Below are 20,816 nucleotides of genomic sequence, written 5' to 3' on the forward strand. Positions count from 1 at the left end.
TGGTATGGCTGCTGCAGAGGAGCTCGAAGTCGACGGCATTGCGGTCCGCCTGACCAATCCGGACAAGGTGTATTTCCCCAAGCTGGGGTCCAAGGGCACCAAGCGCCACCTGGTCGAGTACTACCGCGCCGTCGCGGGCGGGCCCATGCTCGACACGCTGCGCGACCGGCCCAGCCACCTGCAGCGATTCCCGGACGGCATCGACGGCGAGGAGATCTACCAGAAGCGGATTCCCCAGCACCATCCCGACTACCTGGAAACCTGCCAGGTGACGTTTCCGTCGGGACGGACCGCCGACGCGCTGAAGGTCACCCATCCCGCCGCGATCGTGTGGGCGGCGCAGATGGGCACGATCACCCTGCACCCGTGGCAGGTGCGCTGCCCGGACACCGACCACCCCGACGAGCTGCGCATCGATCTGGATCCGCAGCCCGGCGTCGCCTTCGAACAGGCGCGCACCGTCGCGGTCGACGTGTTGCGGCCGCTGCTCGACGAGCTCGGTCTTGTCGGCTACCCGAAGACATCCGGGGGCCGCGGGATCCACGTCTTCCTGCGGATCGCCACCGACTGGGATTTCATCGAAGTGCGCCGCGCGGGCATCGCACTGGCCCGCGAAGTGGAGCGCCGCGCGCCCGACGCCGTCACCACGGCGTGGTGGAAGGAAGAACGGGGCGAGCGCATCTTCGTCGATTTCAACCAGAACGCCCGGGACCGCACCATGGCATCAGCCTATTCGGTGCGGCGCACGCCGATCGCGACGGTGTCGATGCCGCTGACATGGGACGAATTGGCCGGCGCCGAGCCCGACGAGTACACCATGGCGACCGTGCCCGAACTGGTCTCGCGCCGGGAAGACCCTTGGGCCGCAATGGATGATGTCGCTCAGTCGATCTCACCGCTGTTGGAGATGGCCGCGGCCGACGAAGAGCGTGGCCTCGGCGACATGCCGTATCCACCGAACTATCCGAAGATGCCCGGCGAGCCCAAACGCGTTCAGCCCAGCCGGGATACGGATCGCAAAAACGGGAAAAAATAAACCGAAATCCGTTACCCGATCATCCCGAGGTAACGGGCTTGCCGCCCGCGATGGGCCCGCGGTTACCCCTCTCACATGACTGAACCGCCTGCCCATGCGAGCGTCTCAACGCTATCATTCGCCGGGGGTGCGCGGAAGTGAACCTCTTGTGCCCCAGGGAATTAGGAAAGTGGACCCGAACCACACGAATTCCCCTACCCGAACTGCCAGGGTGTCGGGGCCGACCGCGTCCAGCGCTGTTTCGCTGAGGCGATCAGTCTACCGCGAACCCGTGTAAAGGGCACCAACGAATTCGCGACGGGCGTGCGCACGGCCCGAAGGGTGCGCACGCCCTCGCGTCGCCGAGATGCCGCGCCCGCTGAGGAGTGGTCGGGACAGGACTCAACGCGCAGCGCTAAAGCCTAGGTGCCCAGTCACTTTCGCGAGCCGCGGCCGCGCCGGTGTTGTCACGGCGTCGTCCGATACGCGAGGGGATGGTATCGGCTTCGGCCGTGCGAGGAACTGGCACCCAATGCCGATAAGGGGAAGGGGTACCGGTTGAGGCGACGCCAGTAGTCGGGGCGCGCCTTATGTGCAGGTGAGGCCCGCGGGAGTGCAGTCGATAGTAATCGGCACCATGCATCCCGAGGTTGTCAACGCGGTGGCGGCAAGAAAAAGGCCGAGAACAACTTTGTACTTCAAACGAGACATGACCACTCCATTCGTCCAGAAGGAATGCTTCGCCCGAGGAGCGTTATATTACGTGAGTACAATGCGGAATGCTATGGGATCCAGTGAAATAAAGGCGATTTACGTCAACTGATTGAATTTCTTCGGGCCGCATCTTTTGCCGGTCCAAGGCCCCGCCTTGGCTGCGGTTTCCGCCTATCGAGAACGACGCCAAACGTATTCGGGGGAGACGGGATACCCGTTAAGCGGGAGAACGCCACCGGCGAAGCCGACGTCGGTCGCGTCGCGCGAACGGGCAACACCGCAAATATGTTTCGCGCCGCCAGGGGCGAAGTTGGATGCCAAGAAAAGTAAGCTCTGTTGCCATGCCAGTGGCTTCTCGAGCGTGGATTGCGGCCTGCGCGCTGATGCTGTGGGCCGGCGCCGGGGTCATCGCACCCGCTGCGGCCGAGCCTCCGGCCGCCGGCCTCGGCGAGAAGATGGTCGGCTGGGACACCTACCGTCGATTGGATCGGCTGCCCTATCTGGACACCGAATCGCAGACCCTGCAGGTGTCGAGTTTCGACCGCAGCGGCGGTGATTTCGACATTTCCACCGGGAACCGAAACGGCACCGGCGGCTGTTTGGCGTCGGGTGGTGCCGGCTGCCTCATCGCGGAGGATCGCGGTGCCGGGGAGGTTGATTCGATCTGGTTTACCCGCGACGGGGGCAATGTTCATGCCATCGGAAACATCCGCATCGAGCTGGATGGGCAGACCGTCGTCGACGCGCCATTGCAGTCCCTGGTCGACGGTGAACTGGGCGCACCGTTCGCGTGGCCGCTGGTGGCCAACGCCGCCCAGTCGCCGGGCGGGGTCTATATCAAGGTGCCGATGCCGTATCGGCGATCGATGCGGATCAGCGTCGCATCCCATCTGGAGTATTACCACGTCGACTATCGCCAGTTCGCGAATGCCGATGGGATAAACACTTTTTCGCCCACCGATCCCGCGCTCGATGTGCTCAACACTCTGCGCGCCGCGGGAACCGCCGATCCCAAACCGCCGACCGGCCCTGCAACACACAGTAATCGGGTCGTCGACCTTGCCGCGGGGACCGAACAGACCATCGCCGAATCCAGCGGCCCGGGCAGCATCTCGGCGCTGCGACTGCAGCTGCCGGGGCCGGCGGATGAATTCCTGGCCGGGTTGCGCCTGCGGATCCAATTCGACGGCCGGACAACGGTCGACGCGCCCCTCGGGGAGTTCTTCGGCGCGGGACTCGGTGCCAACCCCGTGCGATCGCTGATGTTCGCCGCCACGCCGCAGCCCGACGGTCCACTGGTCTTGCGGGCTTGGTGGCCGATGCCGTTCGCGAACACGGCCCGCGTCACGCTCGTCAACACCACCGCCGCCACGGCGCCGGGGATAGCCAGTGACGTCACCACCACACCCGACCCCCAATGGGCGGCGGCGCTGGCCGGCGGTCGCGCCGGCTACTTCACCGCCCGCGCCCACGCCGGCCCGACCCTCCAGGGTCAGGACTGGGCGTTCGCCGACGAGCAGGGCCACGGCAAATTCGTCGGAGTCAGCCACACCATCCGCGGCCGGCGGACCAAAACGGCGTTCAGTGAGGGCGCCCCTTACTTTCTCGAAGGGGCCGAACGGGTCTACACCGACGGCGCCGCATCCCCGCAGTGGTACGGCACCGGCACCGAGGACCTCTACGAGGGGGGCTGGTACTTCAAAGACGGCACCCACTTCAGCGACCCGCTCAACGGTCAACCCGACCAGCGCACGGCGACCGGCGGGTGCGCGGACTACTGCGTCGCCGTCTACCGGATCATGCTGGCGGACGCGATCGGGTACCACTCCGCGCTGCGCTTCGGCATCGAGCACGGCAAACGCAACATGGTCCAACCCGACTACAGCTCAACCGCCTTCCTCTATACGCAGCCGGGCGCGGTCCTGACCGGCAGCGACGACGTCCGCCCCGCAGATCCCGTCGATCGTGTCCTACACGGCTATACCGACGACGACGCCACCGATCAGCTGTTGGTCAGTGAGTACGAGGGCACCGAGGACACCCTGCCCGTCATCGGCTCGGTCCGCAGCACCGCGGGCGCGATCACCTTCCATGTCCAGCTTGATCCCGACAACCACGGTGTCCTGCTGAGGCGCACGTCGGATCAGGCGAGCGGTTTTCAATCGGCGGATGTCGCGGTGGATGGTCTGGCCGCGGGTACGTGGCTCCAGCCGCGCAGCAACACCTTTCACCGCTGGCTGGATGACACCTATCTGGTGCCGCAGTCGGTCACCGCCGGCAAAGCGCAGCTGACGATCACCCTCACGCCCAGCGCGGATTCGCCGCCCTGGACCGCCAGCCGCTACCACGTCGATGCCCTGACGGGTCCGGCCTAGAGAGCGGTGATGGCGGCGACGGCCGCGTCGGCGGTCACGATGGCCGAGGCGTAGTCGGGCAGATTGACCTCGAGGGCGGCCCGCATCTCGGTGTCCGAATAGTCGGCCCGGGCGCATGAGTTGCAGATCCAAATCGGCTCGGCGACCTTGACGGATTCGCGGACATGCTGCTAGACATGGCCTGCGCCACAATTTTGGGCGATCGCCCAAAACTCGATGGGTGCGGGGATGCCGGCGGCTGCCCGAAGCGAGGAAATCGATGACCGTCACCAACGACACCGACGTCTATTACGATCCCTACGACGTCGGTATCAATGCCGACCCGTATCCGACCTATGCGCGGCTGCGCGACGAAGCGCCGATCTACTACAACGAAAAGTACGATTTCTGGGCGCTGTCACGGCATTCCGATGTCGAGCGGGGCTTGGCCAACTGGGAAGCCTTCTCCAGCAAGCGAAGCGACATCCTCGAGCTGGTGCAGTCGAAGTTCGACATGCCCGGCGGCGTGATGATGTTTCAGGACCCGCCCGAGCACACGAGGCTGCGCGGCCTGATGTCCCGCGTCTTCACGCCACGCCGGATGGCCGCCCTGGAGGACCAGATCCGGCAGTACTGCGTTCGGTGCCTGGACCCACTCGTCGGGTCCGGCGGATTCGACATCATCGCCGAGCTGGCTTCGATGATGCCGATGCGGGTCATCGGGATGCTGTTGGGAATCCCGGAATCCGAACAGGTTTCGGTGCGTGATGCCAATGACGCCAATCTGCGCACCAAGCCCGGTGCGCCCCTCAAGGTCGCCAACGCCGACTCCATCGCCGACGGCCGGATCTACGCAGATTACGTCGAATGGCGTTCGAAGAACCCATCCGACGACCTGATGACGACGCTGCTCAACGTCGAGTTCGACGACGACCGGGGCGTGCACCGCAAGCTGACCCGCAAAGAGGTGCTGCACTACACGCAAGTAGTCGCCGGGGCGGGCAACGAGACGACCGGCCGGCTGATCGGCTGGCTGGCCAAGGTGCTCGCCGAGCACCCCGATCAACGCCGCGAGGTATACCGGGACCGGTCGCTGTTGACCCGCACCGTCGACGAGACCCTGCGGTTCGAACCGACCGGTCCCCACGTCGCCCGTTGGATGGCACAGGATTTCGAGTGCTACGGGACGACGGTTCCGGCCGGCAGCGCCATGCTGCTGCTGTTCGGCGCCGCCAATCGCGACCCCCGCCGCTACACCGATCCCGACACCTACAACATCCGCCGCGACAACATCTCGCACATCACGTTCGGCAAGGGCGTGCACTACTGCCTGGGCGCCAACCTGGCCCGCCTCGAAGGCCGCGTCGCGCTGGACGAGATCCTCAACCGTTGGCCCGAATGGGACATCGACTACGACACAGCGCAATTGGCGTCGACGTCCACGGTTCGCGGCTGGGAGCGCCTGCGGGTTGTGCTGCCCTGACGGGGGCTAATTCTGCAGCTCGAAGCGGTCGATGAGCCGGTGGACCAGGGCGACGGCCTCCTCATGGCCGCCCGTGGTGCCCAGCGCCTGTTCCAGGATGAGCATGCGACCGATCGCGGCGATGATGACAGCGATCCCGGCGGGCGGAAACTCGCTCTGGTCCAATCCGCGTTCGCGAACGATGAAACTCAATGCGGCGGTTTGTGTTTCGCGCCATCGCTCCGACCACGCGGCGATCTCGGCGCCGATCTCCTTGCGATGATTGGCCAGCCCCATGAACTCCAGCAGCAGTCGGGTGTCCTTCGGCTCGATGAGCGTGTCCCAGAAGGCGTGAAGTGGGCGGTCGGAGGCCAGCGCTTGCTGTTGGCGCTCCAGATAGGCGGCGGCCCCGCGCCGGAAGACGTCAAGATACAACTCGTCCATGGTGGGGAAGTAATAGTGGACCAAGGCGGGCTTGACGCCGGCTTCGTTCGCCACCCGCCGCGAGGTCGCCGCGGCGTATCCGTCCTCGACCATGACCCGGATCGTCGCGTCGATCAGCATGTCGCGAGTGTTGGAGTCGCGCGCTTTCGGCCGTCGGGATGCGGTCATGTTGTACGTCTTTCCCGCAAGGGGTGGTGGGAGCCGGTTTTGGGCAATCGCCCAAAAGCTTAGCCCAGCCCGGAACCGGCCCGCGATTAGGAAGTCGGCCGATCGGGCAATTGACTTGCTATTGCTCCGATCCAGCCAAATCCGTAGGAAGGCAAGGCAGTGGCCCCCAGCTTCACCGACGTCATTCAATCCAAGTACTTGCTGCTGACCACGTTCACCAAGGACGGCCGGCCCAAGCCGACGCCCGTCTGGGGGGCGCCCGACGGCGACGGCAAGCTATTGGTTATCACCGACGACGGCTCGTGGAAAACCAAGCGGATCAACAACACACCCAGGGTGACGATCGCGAAGAGCGCGGCGCTGGGCAAGCCCAAGAGCGACGAGGTCGAAGCCGTGGCCCGGGTGATGCCGAAGTCCGAGACGCGGCGCGTCTACAACGCCGTGCTCAAGCGGTACTGGTACCACGCGTGGTGGTTCTACGCGCACACGATCGTCCGCGGCGGCATCGACAAGGTGCACGTCGGCCTGGAGATCACACCCGCCGCCTGAACCGCCTGAAACGCCCTGCGGCTATTCGCTTTCCACGCGCATCGCCGCGAACGTGTCCGCCACCGTCTCGTGGGGATCGCGATAGGTGATGCCCAGTTCCCGTTCGCTCGGGGAATCGTCGGAGGCCGGCATCTGGGTGTAGTACTGCATTCCCGCCCAGGTGAACGGAGTCTCGAAGGGCAGGAAGCGATTCGCCCGATCCAGCACCGCGCCCGCCACCCGCAGCGCGGTGTCCGGGATCGGGACGGCCACCATCGGCGTCCCGGCGACCTGGCCGAGCAGGTTCGCGAGGTCGGCCGCGGGCACCCGGTGACCCCCGGCGGTGTAGCGCCGCGGCCCGCGCCCGGGCTCGAGCAACGCCGCGTGCACGGCGGCCAGGTCGCGGACGTCGACGATCAGCCATGCCGCGCTGCGCCCCGGGATCGCATGCATCTGCACGGCCGCCCGCACGCCCTCGCCGGCCTCGCCGAACTGGTCGCCGACCGGCGGACCGAGCACCATGCCCGGATACGTGATGTTGACCGGCGCGCCCGCATCCTGCAGGCCGCGAGCATAGATCTCGACCTGCGCCTTGGACGTTCCGTAGCCGTCCGCCCCGCCCACCACCGGCAGATCCGCCGTCAGCGTCTCCAGGTCCGGATGGAACAGCGCGGTGAAACTCGACACGTGGACGATCGGATCCAAACCGAGCTCGACGGACTGACCGAGCACGTTCTGGGCGCCCTGCATGTTGGTGGCGAGCATCTGCGGTGTCTGGCGCGGATCGGTGGCCACCAGGGCGGCGCTGTGCACGACGGCGTCGCAACCCTGCAACGCGTCGCGTACCGCGACGCGATCGGTGATGTCGGCGACGGCGAAGTCCGAGGTGTCCACACCCAGCTGCGCGACGGTGGTCTGCAGCTTTGCGGGATTGCGGACCAGGAACCGCACTGAATGCCCCGCATCGGAAATGGCCTTGGCCGTCCACCCGCCGACAAAGCCCGTACCGCCCGTGATGAGAACCCGCATGACGGCCTACAGGTGGCCGGCGGCGAAGTCGGCGGCTTGGCTGGTCATGCCGTTCCCCGGATAAGAGGTGTGGGCGGCCAGGCCCCCGTCGCCGCCACTGGCACAGACCGGATCGCCCGGCGCGCACAGTTTGATCGTCTTGGGCTGATACAGCGGCCCGATGGTGAGCGGCGGCGCGTTGTACTTCTGCAGGAACTGCCCCGTCGGCGTGCCGAACAGCGTGACGGCGGCGACGTGTTGCGCGACGGCCGGCGGCATCGGCGGTGGCACCTTGTCAGCGGGAACGCCCGGCGGCACGGAGGCCGAGGTGGTGTAGCCGGCCACCGCGGCGCCCTGCGAGTAACCGCCGAGCACCTCACGGGTGTTCGGGCAATCCGCCACCATGGATTCGAGATGCGAACTCGCGTCGCGGATTCCGTCGACGACGGTCCCCGGGAAGGCGGGATTGTCGAAGTCAGTGCTGGCGGGGTAGTTGACCGCATACACCGTCAGCGACTTGGCACCGATCTGCGAGCGCAGCGCGTCGACGAAGGGCCGACCGATGCCGCCGATGCCGGGCGGCTCGCCGGATCCTCGGGCAAACACCACCTCGACGTCGGGACACGGTTCCGCCGTCGCCGAGGGCGCGCTTGCGACCGGGGAACCGAATACGGCTGCCGCTGCCAACAAGGGCAGCGGCAGGCGGCGCATCGACCGGACGGTCAACACATTCCGGATTGTCATTACTTTCTGAACGCGTCCTTCACCTTTTCACCGGCATCCTTCAAAGCGGACTTCGCTTGATCGGCCCGCCCTTCGTCCCGGGTTTCTGCATCGCCCGTGGCTTTGCCGAGGGTCTCCTTGGCGCGGCCGCCGAGGTCCTCGATCTTATTCTTCAACTTGTCTTCTGCACTCATGGCGTGCTGGCTACCCGGCGGCGGGAGACATCGAAACACCGGCCCTGTCATCATGGACTCCGTGAGCACCGCGATCGTGGTGGCAGTAGTGGCGGGCTTGATGCTGCTGGGCATCGGCATGGTGGTCAATCAGCTGCTGCGGCTGCGGCGCTATCTGAGGGAAGCGCCGCCCGATCAAACCCCCGGTATGAATCCCGAGCCCCCGCGGCATCCCGACTGATAGCTTCATCCGATGAGCGCTCGAGGCGTCGCGGCGCAGTGACCCCGTCGACCCTGCTGGTCACCGACGACGGTTTGCCACGCGGCGTGTCCGGCGCCGCCGATCCGCGGTTCGCCAATGTCATCAGGCTGTTCGGCCGCTTGTTCCCCGGGCGCCGGTTCGGCGGGGGAGCGCTGAGCGTCTACGTCGACGGCGTGTCCGTCGTGGACGTCTGGACCGGGTGGTCGGACCGCGCCGGCACCCAGCGCTGGGCCGCCGACACCGGCGCGATGGTGTTCTCGGCGACCAAGGGCATCGCGTCGACGGTGATCCACCGGCTCGCCGACCGCGGCCTGCTGTCCTACGACGCGCCCGTCGCGCAGTACTGGCCCGAGTTCGGCGCCAACGGCAAGGCCGACATCACGGTCCGCGACGTCCTGCGGCACCGATCCGGCTTGTCGCACCTGCGGGGCGTCACCAAAACGGACCTGATGGACCACCTCCTGATGGAGGAGCGGCTGGCGGCCGCGCCCGTCGATCACCTGCGCGGTGTGCAGGCCTACCACGCCCTGACCTACGGATGGCTGTTATCCGGTCTGGCCCGGGCGGTCACCGGCAAGGGCATGCGCGAGCTGATCCGCCAGGAGGTCGCCCGCCCGCTCAACACCGACGGGCTGCACCTGGGCCGCCCCCCGGAAGGTGCACCGACCCGGGCCGCCGAGATCCTGATACCGCAGGGACGGCTGCGCGCCCCGGTGTTCAACTTCATCGCACCGAGAATGGCCGGCCTGCCGTTTTCCGGCGCGCTGGGCGCGATGTACTTCCCCGGTGTCATCTCGCTGATCAAGGGCGACACCCCGTTCCTGGACGGCGAGGTCCCCGCCGCCAACGGCGTGGTCACGGGGCGGGGTCTGGCCAAGATGTTCGCCGCGCTGGCCAACGACGGCCGCATCGACGGCAAGAAGTTCCTGTCCGACGAGCTGGCGCGGGGACTCGCCGGGCAGGCGCGCCGGAAGTGGCCCGACGCAAACATGGTGGTGCCCATGCCTTTTCACCTCGGCTACCACGAGTCGCCGGTTCCCGGCCTGCTCCGCGGCTTCGGCCACGTCGGGCTGGGCGGAACGCTCGGCTGGGCCGACCCCGAGACCGGCAGCTCCTTCGGTTTCGTCCACAACCGGCTGCTGACGCCGCTGCTGTTCGACATGGGATCCTTTGCGGGCCTTGCTCGTCCGCTGCGCAACGCCATCGAGGCCGTCCGCGAGCAGGGCCCGCTCGCGGTGCCGCCACTGGGCGCCCGCTACGCCAAACCCGCGAGGCGGCGCAGCGCGGCCCTATGAACCGATGTGTGCGTTGCCGCGGGGCAGCGTCAGCGGGAGGTCGGCGTAGGTGGCGATGCCGGGCGCGGCGGCGACGACGGCGGGGATCGCGTTGATGGCCGGCATCGCGGTCATGATGTGACCGAGGTCCATGAACTCTTCGATGGTGGTGGCCTCGAAGTAGGGCGGCGGCAGGAAACCCACTTTGGTGGTCACCGTGGGCTGCCCGTCGATCTGGATGACCCAGCCGTCCTGCTCGATCTTCCAATCCGGATCGAGCGTCTGCCCCTTGCGCCACCGCACGTTCAGGTCGATCAACGTCTTGCCGTTGACGATTCCCTGCCAGCTGATGTATGTGCCCGCGACGTGTCCAGCGGGGATGGTCCAGGACGCCATCACGAGGTCCTCGGTGGTCTGGGCGAACTCGGCGACGCAGCGCACCTCGTCGAGCTCGACGCCGAGGGCGTCGCCGACCAGCCGGACGGCCTCGCCGAAGATGGCCGTCCCTTTCGCCGCCATCGCCGGCAGGTCCGGATGGTCGATCGGCTGGCCGAAGCCCACCGGCTTCTCGGTCTCGGGTGAGTCGTAGAACGTGGTGTCGGCGGCCTCGTTGACCGTGACCTTGTCGATCCGGTTGCACACCATCGCCGAGACGATGGCCAACAGCTCCGCGAAGCCCGGGCTGACGCCGGAGCCGAAGATCGTGGCGCCGCCCTTCTGGCAGGCCTCCACGATGCGGTCGCGGCCGTCGCCGAGGTTTCCGCCGGTGATGAACGACGCGGTGGTCACCACGTTGACGCCCGCGGACAGGATGCGAACCAGCTCGTCGACGTCGAACCACATCGGGTTGTAGACCACGCAGTCCGGCTTGAGGCCCAGGAGCTCGTCGACGTCATTGGTGGCCGCGACGCCCACCGGCGCGATCCCGACGAGCTCGCCGGCGTCGCGCCCGACCTTGTCCTTGGACCAGGCGAAGCACCCGACCAATTCCAGCGTGGGGTTGGTGACGATCGACTTCAGCGAGCTCTTGCCGACGTTGCCGGTGTTCCACTGAACCACTCGATAGTTGTTTGGCACTCGCTCAGCATAGGGGAACTTAGCAGGCCTTAGTAGGCAGTTCGGAAGCCAATATTTCGGCGGGGAAGGGCACGGAAGCGGGGTCGACGGCGCCGCTAGTCCTCGCTGACGGTGTCGTCGACGGCGGTGCCGGCCGTCGTGCTCCGGCGCCGCATCCGGTGCGACCCCTTGCCCGTCGGGCGGCGGTTCTGCAACTTGGCCCGCGGCTCTTCGCTCTCCGCGGTCGCGGCGGCGGTGTCTGCTACCGGGGCCGCCTCGGTCTCGGCGGGTTCGTCCACGGCTTCTTCGGCGGCGTCCGTCTCGTCCGGCTCGCTTGCCTCGGCCTCGGCCTCGGCCGTCTCGTCGGTGGCCGTCTCGTCGGTGGCCGCTTCGGCGTCGGCCTCCTCGCCCTTCTTGCGGCGCAGGCCCCTCTTCTTGGTTTCCTTGGGCTTCTTCGCCTTGATCGGTTTGGGCGGAGGCGGTGGCAACTCGGCGACAAAGGAGAGATAGAAGGCAAAGAAACCGAGCAAGGCGATCGCGGCGGCCGCCCCGTAAATCCCGAACAACCACCGCCCGGCCACGTCCAGGCTCAGCCAGATCTCGCTGATCGCCGTCCCGATGATCAGCACACCGGCCAGCACGTGGGCCACGATCGAGATGACCCGGATGGACAGCGCCAGCTGCGGGGTGCCCAGCTCCGGCTTGCGGGTGCGCAGCAACGTGAACACCACCGGCAACGCCGCGAGCGCGACGAGCGCACCCGTCACGATGCGCAGCGCCGTCCCCAACGAATGCGCGGTGTCGCCCATCAGCTCAGGCCAACGGGGCAACACGAAAAAGAAGTAGAGGAAGCCGGCGGCGATCGCGAATGACGCGTGCCACGGGATGGCGACCTTGCGCCCCATAAGCCTCCTCATGCTGGGTTGGCTCGAGCCGGCCTAAGGGCGACCGACTCGACACCACGCCGCTTTGTGCGTGCCCGCTGGGCGGACCGATGGCGGAGGATGCGGGATTTGAACCCGCGAGGGCTGTTAACCCAACCCGCGTTCCAGGCGAGCGCCATAGGCCACTAGGCGAATCCTCCGTGGCAATGGTAACCGAGGGCCAGACGGCCACCGCCGGTTGCTCCGCGGAAGGTATTAGACTCTCGGTGGACCCCGCGCGGCGTCTATCCTGTGAACTCCCCCAGGGCCGGAAGGCAGCAAGGGTCAATGGGCTCTGTCGGGTGCGCGGGGTCCCCCATGTCGGGGGCCGAGGCTCGTCCACTGCAACAACCCCGAAGTCACCGCGTTCCACAGCGAAAGGGTCCATGGTGTCGCTGGAGTCCCTCGGCCCCGCCGAGCTTGCCGCTGCACACGCTCGCCACCAGCAGGATTACGCGGATTTGCAGGCTAAAAAGCTGGCCCTGGATCTGACCCGCGGCAAACCGGCACCCGCCCAGCTCGACCTGTCCAATCCCCTGTTGAGCCTGCCCGGCGACGACTACCGCGACGGCGACGGCACCGACACCCGCAACTACGGCGGCCTGCACGGCCTGCCGGAGCTGCGAGCCATCTTCGGTGAGCTGCTCGGCATCCCGGTGCAGAACCTGATCGCGGGAAACAACTCCAGCCTGGAACTGATGCACGACCTGGTCGCCTTCTCGATGCTGTACGGCGGCGTGGATTCGCAGCGGCCCTGGAAGGACGAGGCCGCCGTCAAGTTCGTATGCCCCGTTCCCGGCTACGACCGGCACTTCGCCATCACCGAGACGATGGGCATCGAGATGATCGGTGTCCCGATGCTGGCCGACGGACCCGACGTCGACCTGATCGAGGAACTCGTCGCGGCGGACCCCGCCATCAAGGGCATGTGGACCGTGCCGGTGTTCGGCAACCCGACCGGGGTCACCTACTCCTGGGACACGGTGCTGCGGCTCGTCCAGATGCGCACCGCCGCGCCCGACTTCCGGTTGTTCTGGGACAACGCGTACGCGGTGCACACCCTGACGCACGACTTCATCCGGCAGGTCGACATCCTCGGCCTGGCGGCCGCGGCCGGAAACCCCAACCGCCCATACGTGTTCGCGTCGACCTCCAAGATCACCTTTGCCGGCGCCGGCGTGAGCTTCTTGGGCGGATCGCTGGGCAACATCGCCTGGTATCTGCAATACGCGGGGAAGAAGTCGATCGGACCGGACAAGATCAACCAGCTGCGGCACCTGCGCTTCTTCCGCGACGCCGACGGGGTGCGCCTGCACATGCTGCGGCACCAGCAGATCCTGGCGCCGAAGTTCGCGCTGGCGGCCGAGATCCTGGATCAGCGGCTCAGCGATTCCAAGATCGCCTCGTGGACCGACCCCAAGGGCGGCTACTTCATCAGCCTCGACGTCCTGCCCGGTACGGCCAAGCGGACCGTCGCGCTGGCCAAGGACGCCGGGATCGCGGTGACCGAGGCGGGCGCGTCGTTCCCGTACCGCAAAGATCCCAACGACACGAACATCCGGATCGCGCCGACCTTCCCGTCGCTGCCGGATCTGCGCGACGCGGTCGACGGCCTGGCCACCTGCGCGCTGCTGGCGGCCTCGGAGTCGCTGCTGGTCCGCGACCCGGTGTGAGTCCACGCCGGGCGCGCGCTGAGGGTGGGAAAATCGCCGAAATCCCGCCCTGTGTTCACACTCGACGCCGGGCGGGTTCTCGTCACCGCGCGCCGGTAGCCTGCTGACCGTGGCCCTCTACCGCAAGTACCGTCCGGCAACCTTCGCCGAAGTGGTGGGGCAGGAGCACGTCACCGAGCCGCTGTCGATCGCGCTGGAAGCCGGCCGCATCAACCACGCGTACCTGTTCTCGGGTCCGCGCGGCTGCGGCAAGACCTCCTCGGCGCGCATCCTGGCCCGGTCGCTGAACTGCGCCCAGGGGCCGACGGCCACCCCCTGCGGGGTCTGCGACTCGTGTCTGGCGCTGGCACCCAACGCGCCCGGCAGCATCGATGTGGTCGAACTCGACGCCGCCAGCCACGGCGGCGTGGACGACACCCGTGAGCTGCGGGACCGGGCCTTCTACGCGCCGGCGCAGTCGCGCTACCGGGTGTTCATCGTCGACGAGGCGCACATGGTGACTACCGCGGGGTTCAACGCGCTGCTCAAGATCGTGGAGGAACCGCCCGAACACCTCATCTTCATCTTCGCCACCACCGAGCCGGAGAAGGTGCTGCCGACGATCCGGTCGCGCACCCATCACTACCCCTTCCGCCTGTTGCCGCCGAAGACCATGCGGGCGTTGATCGGGCGGATCTGCGAGCAGGAGGGCGTCGTCGTCGACGACGCGGTGTATCCGCTGGTGATCCGTGCCGGCGGCGGCTCGCCGCGCGACACCCTGTCGGTGCTGGACCAACTGGTGGCCGGCGCCGAGGGCGCCCACGTGACCTATCAGCGCGCGCTGGGCCTGCTGGGGGCCACCGACATGGCGTTGATCGACGACGCCGTGGACGCGCTGGCCGCCGCGGATGCCGCGGCGCTGTTCGGCGCGGTGGAGTCGGTGATCGATGCGGGCCACGACCCTCGCCGTTTCGCCACTGATCTGCTGGAGCGGTTCCGCGATTTGATCCTGTTGCAGGCCGTCCCGGACGCGGCCGCCCGCGGCGTGGTGGACGGTCCGGAGGACGTGCTGGAGCGGATGCGCGACCAGTCGACCCGGCTTGGGACGGCGACGCTGACCCGCTACGCCGAGGTGGTGCAGGCGGGGCTGGGGGAGATGCGGGGCGCGACGGCGCCGCGGCTGCTGCTCGAGGTCGTGTGCGCGCGACTGCTGTTGCCCTCGGCCAGCGACACCGAAGCCGCACTGCTGCAACGCGTCGAGCGGATCGAGACCCGGCTGGACATGTCCATTCCCGGCTCCGACACCGCGGCCGGGGCTCCCCGCAGTGCGCCGGCCGAGCCCGTCGAACAGCCGGTCCGCTTCACCCGACCGTCCGCGGCGGCCGCCAAACCCGAGCCGAAGGCCGAGCCCAAGCCTGAGCCGAAGGCCGAGCCCAAGCCCGAGCCTGCACCGACACCCGAGCCGGCCACCGCTCCGGTCCCGCCACCCGCTCCAGAGCCCGCCCCCGCGGCCGAATCACCCTCTGCGCCTGGGGAACTCAATGCCGCCGCGGTGCGGAGCATGTGGTCGACCGTGCGCGACAAGGTCCGTCAGCGCAGCCGCACCACCGAGGTGATGCTGGCCGGCGCCACCGTCCGGGCGATCGAGGGCAACACGTTGGTGCTGAGCCACGAATCGGCGCCGCTGGCCAAACGGCTGTGCGAACAGCGCAACGCCGACGTCATCGCCGAAGCGCTCAAAGACGCGCTGGGAGTCAACTGGCGGGTGCGTTGTGAGGCCGGCGCCCCGGCGCCTGTGGCGGCCAACCCGCTGACCCCCAAGCCGGAAGAGCCTGCACCCGAACCGGATTCGGCCCGGCGGGCCGAAGAAGAACACATGCTTGCCGAGGCGGTCCGCGACGAGCCGCCCGGCCCGCGCCGCGATCCGGAAGAGGTTGCGCTCGAACTGCTCCAGACCGAGCTGGGCGCCCGCCGCATCGACAACGGCTAGTGGCTCGGAGCCGTCAGGCCGTCCACCACGGCCGTAGCGGCAGGTCGTCGTCGCCCCGCGCGTCGGTCTTGGCCGCCAGCACGTGATGCAGCTGAAGGTTGTTCTGCTCGAACGCAACCCGTGACGCCGCCATGTACAGGCCCCATACCTTCGCGGTCGGCAAGCCGACCTCGCTGACCGCGGCGTCCCAGTTCTCAACCAAGTTCCGGCACCAGTCCCGCAGCGTCATCGCGTAGTGGTGGCGGAAGTTCTCCGCGTGCAACACCTCGAAGCCGCAGTCCTGGACATCGCTGGTGATGCGGCCCGAGCCGGTCAGCTCCCCGTCCGGGAAGACATAGCGATCGGTGAATCCGCCGGCGAACGACGTCGAGGTGTTGTCGTGGCGGGTGATGCAGTGGTTGAGCAGCAGGCCGCCGGTGCGCAGCTTCGACTTCAAGAACCCGAAATAGGCGGGATAATTCTTGACGCCGATGTGCTCGGTCAGCCCGATCGAGGACACGGCGTCGAACGCGGCCTCGCCCACGTCCCGATAGTCGCTGTGGCGCACCTCGGCCAGGTCCGCCAGGCCTTCCTCGGCGATCGCCTGCTGCGCCCACTTCGCCTGCTCGGCCGACAGGGTGGCGCCGATGACCCGGACGCCGCGCCGCGCGGCGTAACGCACCATGCCGCCCCAGCCGCATCCGACATCGAGCAGCCGGTCGCCCGCCTTCAGCCGCAGCTTCTCGAAGATCAGCCGGTACTTGTTCTCCTGCGCCTCTTCCAGCGTCGCGTCGGCATCGGGATACACCGCGCAGGTGTAGGTCATCGACGGCCCGAGCACCAATTCGTAGAAGGTGTTGGACACGTCGTAGTGGTGGTGGATGGCCTCGGCGTCGCGGGTCTTGGTGTGCATCAGCCCGTCGGCGATGCGGCGCCACCGGGGCAGCGCCTCCTGCGGAGGCGGTGCGACCGGCAACAGCCGCTCGACGCCCAGCGAGCGCACGACGTTGGCCAGCACCCGCGCCGGCGGCCGCTTGAATTCCACCCGATCGGTCAGCGTCTTGAGCAGTTGGTACGGGTCGCCGGGATGAACGCCGTAGGCCTGCAGGTCGCCCGACACATAGGCCCGGGCGAGACCGAGCTCGCCGGGAGCGGTGGCCAGGTACGTGGCGCCGCGGGGGCTGCGCAGGTCCAGGCCCAGTTCGGCGTCCTCGCTGCCGGCGGTGCTGCCGTCGTAGGCGGTGAACTTCAGCGGATGTCGACCGGTGGCGGCGAAGACCTCCAGGATCTCGGCCATGCTGAGTTTCCCGTGCGCCGTGCGGTGGGGTTCCCTGGTAGTCGTCATCGCCGTTGTACCGCCTTTGCGTAGAGGTCGAGTAAACGAGAATCGGGGTCGTAGGTTTTCTTGACGGTGTTGTAGGCCTCGCCGCCGTACAACTCGTCGAAGTCCTCGCGGGAGTAGAAGGAATCGGAGTACAGGGATTTGTGCCCGTCGAGTTCGCTCACCTTGGCTTCGATCATCCGGTTGGTGGCGCCTTCGGTCGCGCCCCCCGGCACCGACGACCAGAAGCCGACGTTGACGTACGTGTGATCCGGTCGCATCGGGTACAGCGGCCAACCGTGGCGATCGCGAAGGCGTAACGGGCACAACCAGATTGGTGTGATGGGCACGTTGTCCAGGAACCACTCCAGGAAGTCGCAGGTCCGTTCGACCGGAACCTCGACGTCCTGCACCACCCGTTCGCGCGGGGGCCGGCCGTTACGCGCTTCGATGCGGTCGGACAACCCGAAGCGCTGGTCCATGGCGATCAGTTTGGAGTAGACGCTGCTGCGCCGATAGCGGCGCGGCCACCAGCGTCGCAGCCGCGGGTTCTGCGCGCCGAACGCGCGCGAGCACCAGAACCAATCGGTGTCCCAGCGCCAGAAGTAGTCGTGCATGGTCAGCCGGTCATCCTTGGTGGCTTCGGGGCCCGCTGCGTCGTGCCGGATGGACTGGTAGTAGATGTCCTTGCCCGTGTAGTCGCTGACCGGGCCGGGGGTGGTGGTCCGTCGGCCCACGCACAGGTAGCTTTCGTCGGCGCTGAACACCACCCCGTCGAGATAGTCGACCGGGGTTCCGCCCTGTCCGCCGGTGTCGATGATGCGCTCGACCGCCGCGATCAGGGCGGGCAGCGAGCGGAAGCGGATGTGACGCAGCGCCACAAACGGTGCGACGGATTCCAGCTCGATTCGCAACCGCGTCGAATACCCTAGTGTCCCATAGGAATTCGGGAAGGCACGGAACAGATCCGGGTGCTGGGTGCGTGAGGTGGTGAGCAAATCGCCAGCGCCGGTGAGGATATCCATCTCCAACACCGATTCATGTGGCAACCCGTTGCGGAACGACGACGACTCGATCCCCAGGCCGCTGACCGCCCCGCCGAGGGTGATGGTCTTCAGCTGCGGGACGACCAGCGGCGAAAGGCCGTACGGCAACGTCGCGGCGACCAGGTCCGCGTAGGTGCACATGCCGGCGACGTCCGCGGTGCGGGTTTCGGGGTCCACGCTCAGCACGCCGGTGAGTCCGGAGGTGTCCAGGCCGGGCGCGTCGCGTTTGGTGCGGGCGCGGAACAGGTTTGACGTCGGCTTGGCCAGCCGGACCGCGGACGTCGCGGGGATGGATCGATAGCTTGCCAGCAGCCGGTCAACGCCCGACTTGTGGGGCGAGAGTGCAGATCCAAGGACAGGCACCACATATACCCTAGTCTTCGACAACGGCCGGTGCATCCGTCGCGAGCGGCCGCACCGGGGAATTCATCACGAGGAGGGGTCGCCTTGGGACAGGTGAGCGCCGACAGCACCATCTTGATCAACGCCGAGCCTGCGGCAACCCTGGCCGCCGTCGCGGACTATCAGACGGTGCGTCCGAAAATTCTCTCGCCGCAGTACAGCGACTACCAGGTGCTGCAGGGCGGGCAGGGGGCGGGCACGGTCGCCAAGTGGAGGCTGCAGGCCACCAAATCACGCGTCCGCGACGTGCAGGTCAACGTGGACGTGGCAGGGCACACCGTCATCGAGAAGGACGCGAACTCGACCATGGTGATCAACTGGACCGTGGCGCCCGCCGGGCCCGGCTCCAGCGTCACCGTGAAGACCACGTGGACCGGCGCGGGCGGCGTCAAGGGCTTCTTCGAAAAGACCTTTGCGCCCTTGGGCCTGAAGAGGATTCAGGGCGAGGTGCTGGACAACCTGAAGAAGGAACTCGAAAGCTAAGCGCTTCAGCGCGCCTGGCCCTGCGAGGCCAGGAAACCCGCGACGCCGCGGACCATCGCGTCGGCGTATTTCTGCCGGCCCTCCGCGGACTGCATCAGCGCCGAGTCCGCCGGATTCTTCATGTTGCCGCACTCGACCAGAACCGACGGGTACTGCGCGAGGTTCAACCCGGCCAGGTCGGAGCGCCCGTACAGCCCGTTCTGCCCGATGTAGTTGGCCGGCGGGATGCCCGACGCCTGCATCTGGTCGCGCATGATGCGGGCGTACTGCACCGAGGGCCCGGCCTGCGCCTGGTTGAGCGGGGGCGCCGAATAGTTGACGTGGAACCCGCGGCCGGACGGCGGGCCGCCGTCGGCGTGGATGGACAGGATCGCGTTGGGGTGCAGCGCGTTGGCCATGCTGGCGCGCTCATCGACGCACGGTCCCAGCCCGGTGTCGTTGGCGCGCGCCAGGGCGGTCCGGACTCCCAGCGCGGTCAACTCGGCGCGCACCCGCAGCGCGGTGTCCCAGGTGAAGGTGTGCTCCTGATAGCCGGCGGTGGATGCCGTCCCGCTGGCCTGGCAGTCCTTGGTGCCGCCGCGGCCGGTCGGCACCTGCCGGTTGATGGACGCGTCGTTGGAGCCGTTGTGGCCCGGATCGATGAAAACCACCATGCCGGCGATGTTGGAGGGAACGCCCCACGCCGCGGGGGTGATCGCCGTCGAAGCGGCAACGAGCACCCCAACCGCCACTTTGATCCCGACACGTCTGCTCAGTCGTAGGTCCACGGCGCAAAGGTAACGGCGCGCGGTTTACGCTGGGTGTTCCGAATCGCCGGAGACTCACGAGCGAAATCAAGTCGAGACCAAGATGCGAGGGGACTGTCATGCAACCCGGAGGCGATATGTCGGCGCTGCTGGCCCAGGCGCAGCAGATGCAGCAAAAGCTCATGGAAGCCCAGCAGCAACTGGCGAACGCCGAGGTGCATGGTCAAGCCGGCGGGGGTTTGGTCAGCGTCGTCGTCAAGGGCAGCGGCGAGGTGGTCGCCGTGAAAATCGATCCCTCCGTCGTCGACCCGTCGGACGTCGAGACGTTGCAGGACTTGATCGTCGGCGCCATGGCCGACGCGTCCAAGCAGGTCACCCGGATGGCGCAGGAGCGGCTCGGGTCGCTGGCCGGTGGGTTCGGGGCGCCACCGGGGCAACCGCCCGCGCCGGCGCCGGGGATTTAGACCCCGCTCCGACATGTTCGAAGGACCCGTCCAGGATTTGATCGACGAGCTGGGCAAGCTGCCGGGCATCGGGCCCAAGAGCGCCCAGCGCATCGCGTTTCACCTGTTGTCCGTTGAACCGCCGGACATCGACCGGTTGACCGCGGTGCTGGCCAAGGTGCGTGACGGCGTGCGGTTCTGTGCGGTGTGCGGCAACGTCTCCGACAACGAGCGGTGCCGGATCTGCGCCGATCCCCGGCGGGACGGCTCGCAGGTGTGCGTCGTCGAGGAACCGAAGGACGTGCAGGCCGTCGAGCGCACGCGCGAATTCCGCGGCCGCTATCACGTGCTGGGCGGCGCGCTCGATCCGCTGTCCGGGGTGGGGCCCGAGCAGCTGCGGATCCGCGAGCTGCTGAGCCGGATCGGGGAGCGGGTCGACGACGTCGACATCACCGAGGTGATCATCGCCACCGACCCGAACACCGAGGGCGAGGCGACGGCCACCTACCTGGTCCGGATGTTGCGCGACATCCCCGGCCTGACCGTGACGCGGATCGCCTCCGGGCTGCCGATGGGCGGGGACCTGGAGTTCGCCGACGAGCTGACGCTCGGCCGCGCGCTGGCCGGCCGCCGGGCCATGGTCTGACGTT

The 20,816-nt window shown here is 67.6% G+C and carries 20 protein-coding genes, 1 tRNA gene and 1 other RNA gene; 12 read left to right on the forward strand and 10 right to left on the reverse strand.

Features of this window, described 5'->3' with window-relative positions; translation table 11 throughout:
- Window positions 1-4: 4 nt before the first annotated feature.
- The 3 genes from ligD (at window position 5) to G6N26_RS19385 (ending at window position 5,566) form a co-directional block, all read left to right on the forward strand.
- Window positions 5-1,036 carry a non-homologous end-joining DNA ligase gene (ligD, locus tag G6N26_RS19370; RefSeq protein ID WP_067173215.1) on the forward strand — a complete coding sequence of 344 codons (1,032 nt, stop codon included), beginning with the start codon at window positions 5-7 and terminating at the stop codon, window positions 1,034-1,036.
- A gap of 1,076 nt (window positions 1,037-2,112) precedes the next feature.
- Window positions 2,113-4,104 carry a glycoside hydrolase family 172 protein gene (locus tag G6N26_RS19375; RefSeq protein WP_083016618.1) on the forward strand — a complete coding sequence of 664 codons (1,992 nt, stop codon included), beginning with the start codon at window positions 2,113-2,115 and terminating at the stop codon, window positions 4,102-4,104.
- Window positions 4,105-4,363: 259 nt separating this feature from the next.
- Entirely contained in the window at window positions 4,364-5,566 is a 1,203-nt protein-coding gene (locus G6N26_RS19385; RefSeq protein WP_083016614.1) for a cytochrome P450, read from the forward strand.
- A 6-nt stretch (window positions 5,567-5,572) separates the two neighbouring features.
- Here G6N26_RS19385 and G6N26_RS19390 read toward each other — a convergent pair whose 3' ends face one another.
- Window positions 5,573-6,157 (reverse strand): TetR/AcrR family transcriptional regulator, encoded by a 585-nt coding sequence (locus G6N26_RS19390; protein WP_083016612.1) that lies wholly within the window; start codon window positions 6,155-6,157, stop codon window positions 5,573-5,575.
- 159 nt (window positions 6,158-6,316) lie between these two features.
- Between G6N26_RS19390 and G6N26_RS19395 the strand changes: the two genes are divergently transcribed.
- On the forward strand, window positions 6,317-6,706 hold the full coding sequence (locus G6N26_RS19395; RefSeq protein WP_083016607.1) for a PPOX class F420-dependent oxidoreductase: 390 nt from the start codon (window positions 6,317-6,319) through the stop codon (window positions 6,704-6,706).
- A 21-nt stretch (window positions 6,707-6,727) separates the two neighbouring features.
- Here G6N26_RS19395 and G6N26_RS19400 read toward each other — a convergent pair whose 3' ends face one another.
- Genes G6N26_RS19400 through G6N26_RS19410 form a run of 3 tightly spaced genes read right to left on the reverse strand, consistent with a single transcriptional unit; the run spans window position 6,728 to window position 8,610 of the window.
- On the reverse strand, window positions 6,728-7,714 hold the full coding sequence (locus G6N26_RS19400) for an SDR family NAD(P)-dependent oxidoreductase (RefSeq protein ID WP_067173199.1): 987 nt from the start codon (window positions 7,712-7,714) through the stop codon (window positions 6,728-6,730).
- 6 nt (window positions 7,715-7,720) lie between these two features.
- Window positions 7,721-8,437, reverse strand: a complete 717-nt coding sequence (locus tag G6N26_RS19405; RefSeq protein ID WP_067173196.1) for a cutinase family protein — start codon at window positions 8,435-8,437, stop codon at window positions 7,721-7,723.
- Window positions 8,437-8,610, reverse strand: a complete 174-nt coding sequence (locus G6N26_RS19410) for a CsbD family protein (RefSeq protein ID WP_083016604.1) — start codon at window positions 8,608-8,610, stop codon at window positions 8,437-8,439. The genes G6N26_RS19405 and G6N26_RS19410 overlap by 1 nt, the downstream gene beginning before the upstream one ends.
- A gap of 61 nt (window positions 8,611-8,671) precedes the next feature.
- Between G6N26_RS19410 and G6N26_RS19415 the strand changes: the two genes are divergently transcribed.
- Both G6N26_RS19415 and lipL read left to right on the forward strand, forming a co-directional pair.
- Window positions 8,672-8,830 (forward strand): hypothetical protein, encoded by a 159-nt coding sequence (locus tag G6N26_RS19415; protein ID WP_163648687.1) that lies wholly within the window; start codon window positions 8,672-8,674, stop codon window positions 8,828-8,830.
- A 38-nt stretch (window positions 8,831-8,868) separates the two neighbouring features.
- Window positions 8,869-10,146, forward strand: a complete 1,278-nt coding sequence (lipL, locus tag G6N26_RS19420) for an esterase/beta-lactamase LipL (RefSeq protein WP_067173190.1) — start codon at window positions 8,869-8,871, stop codon at window positions 10,144-10,146.
- Here the strand turns inward: lipL and G6N26_RS19425 are convergent.
- The 3 genes from G6N26_RS19425 to G6N26_RS19435 form a co-directional block, all read right to left on the reverse strand.
- The gene (locus tag G6N26_RS19425) at window positions 10,141-11,202 is read right to left on the reverse strand and encodes an NAD(P)H-dependent amine dehydrogenase family protein (RefSeq protein ID WP_083016600.1); all 1,062 of its coding nucleotides are present in this window, start codon (window positions 11,200-11,202) and stop codon (window positions 10,141-10,143) included. The two genes, lipL and G6N26_RS19425, sit on opposite strands and share 6 nt — an antisense overlap.
- 95 nt (window positions 11,203-11,297) lie before the next feature.
- Window positions 11,298-12,086 (reverse strand): hypothetical protein, encoded by a 789-nt coding sequence (locus G6N26_RS19430; RefSeq protein ID WP_083016596.1) that lies wholly within the window; start codon window positions 12,084-12,086, stop codon window positions 11,298-11,300.
- Between the two features lie 90 nt (window positions 12,087-12,176).
- Window positions 12,177-12,265, reverse strand: a tRNA-Ser gene (locus tag G6N26_RS19435).
- Between the two features lie 64 nt (window positions 12,266-12,329).
- On the opposite strand from G6N26_RS19435, the gene ffs reads away from it, so the two are divergent.
- The 3 genes from ffs (at window position 12,330) to G6N26_RS19450 (ending at window position 15,746) form a co-directional block, all read left to right on the forward strand.
- Window positions 12,330-12,426: signal recognition particle sRNA small type (gene ffs / locus G6N26_RS19440), an RNA gene on the forward strand.
- Window positions 12,427-12,493: 67 nt separating this feature from the next.
- Window positions 12,494-13,777 (forward strand): aminotransferase class I/II-fold pyridoxal phosphate-dependent enzyme, encoded by a 1,284-nt coding sequence (locus G6N26_RS19445; RefSeq protein ID WP_163648942.1) that lies wholly within the window; start codon window positions 12,494-12,496, stop codon window positions 13,775-13,777.
- Between the two features lie 109 nt (window positions 13,778-13,886).
- Window positions 13,887-15,746, forward strand: a complete 1,860-nt coding sequence (locus tag G6N26_RS19450) for a DNA polymerase III subunits gamma/tau (protein WP_083016588.1) — start codon at window positions 13,887-13,889, stop codon at window positions 15,744-15,746.
- Between the two features lie 13 nt (window positions 15,747-15,759).
- Here the strand turns inward: G6N26_RS19450 and G6N26_RS19455 are convergent, their stop codons facing one another.
- Together G6N26_RS19455 and G6N26_RS19460 are read right to left on the reverse strand one after the other, a co-directional pair.
- Window positions 15,760-17,070, reverse strand: coding sequence for a class I SAM-dependent methyltransferase (locus G6N26_RS19455; protein WP_194164290.1), 1,311 nt, complete (start codon window positions 17,068-17,070; stop codon window positions 15,760-15,762).
- Window positions 17,067-18,458 carry an FAD-binding oxidoreductase gene (locus tag G6N26_RS19460; RefSeq protein ID WP_179960233.1) on the reverse strand — a complete coding sequence of 464 codons (1,392 nt, stop codon included), beginning with the start codon at window positions 18,456-18,458 and terminating at the stop codon, window positions 17,067-17,069. The genes G6N26_RS19455 and G6N26_RS19460 overlap by 4 nt, the downstream gene beginning before the upstream one ends.
- Window positions 18,459-18,539: 81 nt before the next feature.
- Between G6N26_RS19460 and G6N26_RS19465 the strand changes: the two genes are divergently transcribed.
- Window positions 18,540-18,977: an SRPBCC family protein gene (locus tag G6N26_RS19465; protein ID WP_083016582.1), complete on the forward strand. Its 438-nt coding sequence runs from the start codon at window positions 18,540-18,542 to the stop codon at window positions 18,975-18,977.
- Window positions 18,978-18,982: 5 nt separating this feature from the next.
- On the opposite strand, the gene G6N26_RS19470 is transcribed toward G6N26_RS19465, so the two are convergent.
- On the reverse strand, window positions 18,983-19,744 hold the full coding sequence (locus G6N26_RS19470; RefSeq protein WP_194164289.1) for an Rv3717 family N-acetylmuramoyl-L-alanine amidase: 762 nt from the start codon (window positions 19,742-19,744) through the stop codon (window positions 18,983-18,985).
- 98 nt (window positions 19,745-19,842) lie between these two features.
- Between G6N26_RS19470 and G6N26_RS19475 the strand changes: the two genes are divergently transcribed.
- Together G6N26_RS19475 and recR are read left to right on the forward strand one after the other, a co-directional pair.
- Window positions 19,843-20,187, forward strand: coding sequence for a YbaB/EbfC family nucleoid-associated protein (locus tag G6N26_RS19475; protein WP_082991490.1), 345 nt, complete (start codon window positions 19,843-19,845; stop codon window positions 20,185-20,187).
- Between the two features lie 13 nt (window positions 20,188-20,200).
- Entirely contained in the window at window positions 20,201-20,812 is a 612-nt protein-coding gene (recR, locus tag G6N26_RS19480; RefSeq protein ID WP_067173162.1) for a recombination mediator RecR, read from the forward strand.
- The last annotated feature ends 4 nt before the right edge of the window (window positions 20,813-20,816 follow it).

The sequence above is a fragment of the Mycobacterium marseillense genome, from assembly GCF_010731675.1.
GTDB classification, from domain to species: Bacteria; Actinomycetota; Actinomycetes; order Mycobacteriales; family Mycobacteriaceae; genus Mycobacterium; species Mycobacterium marseillense.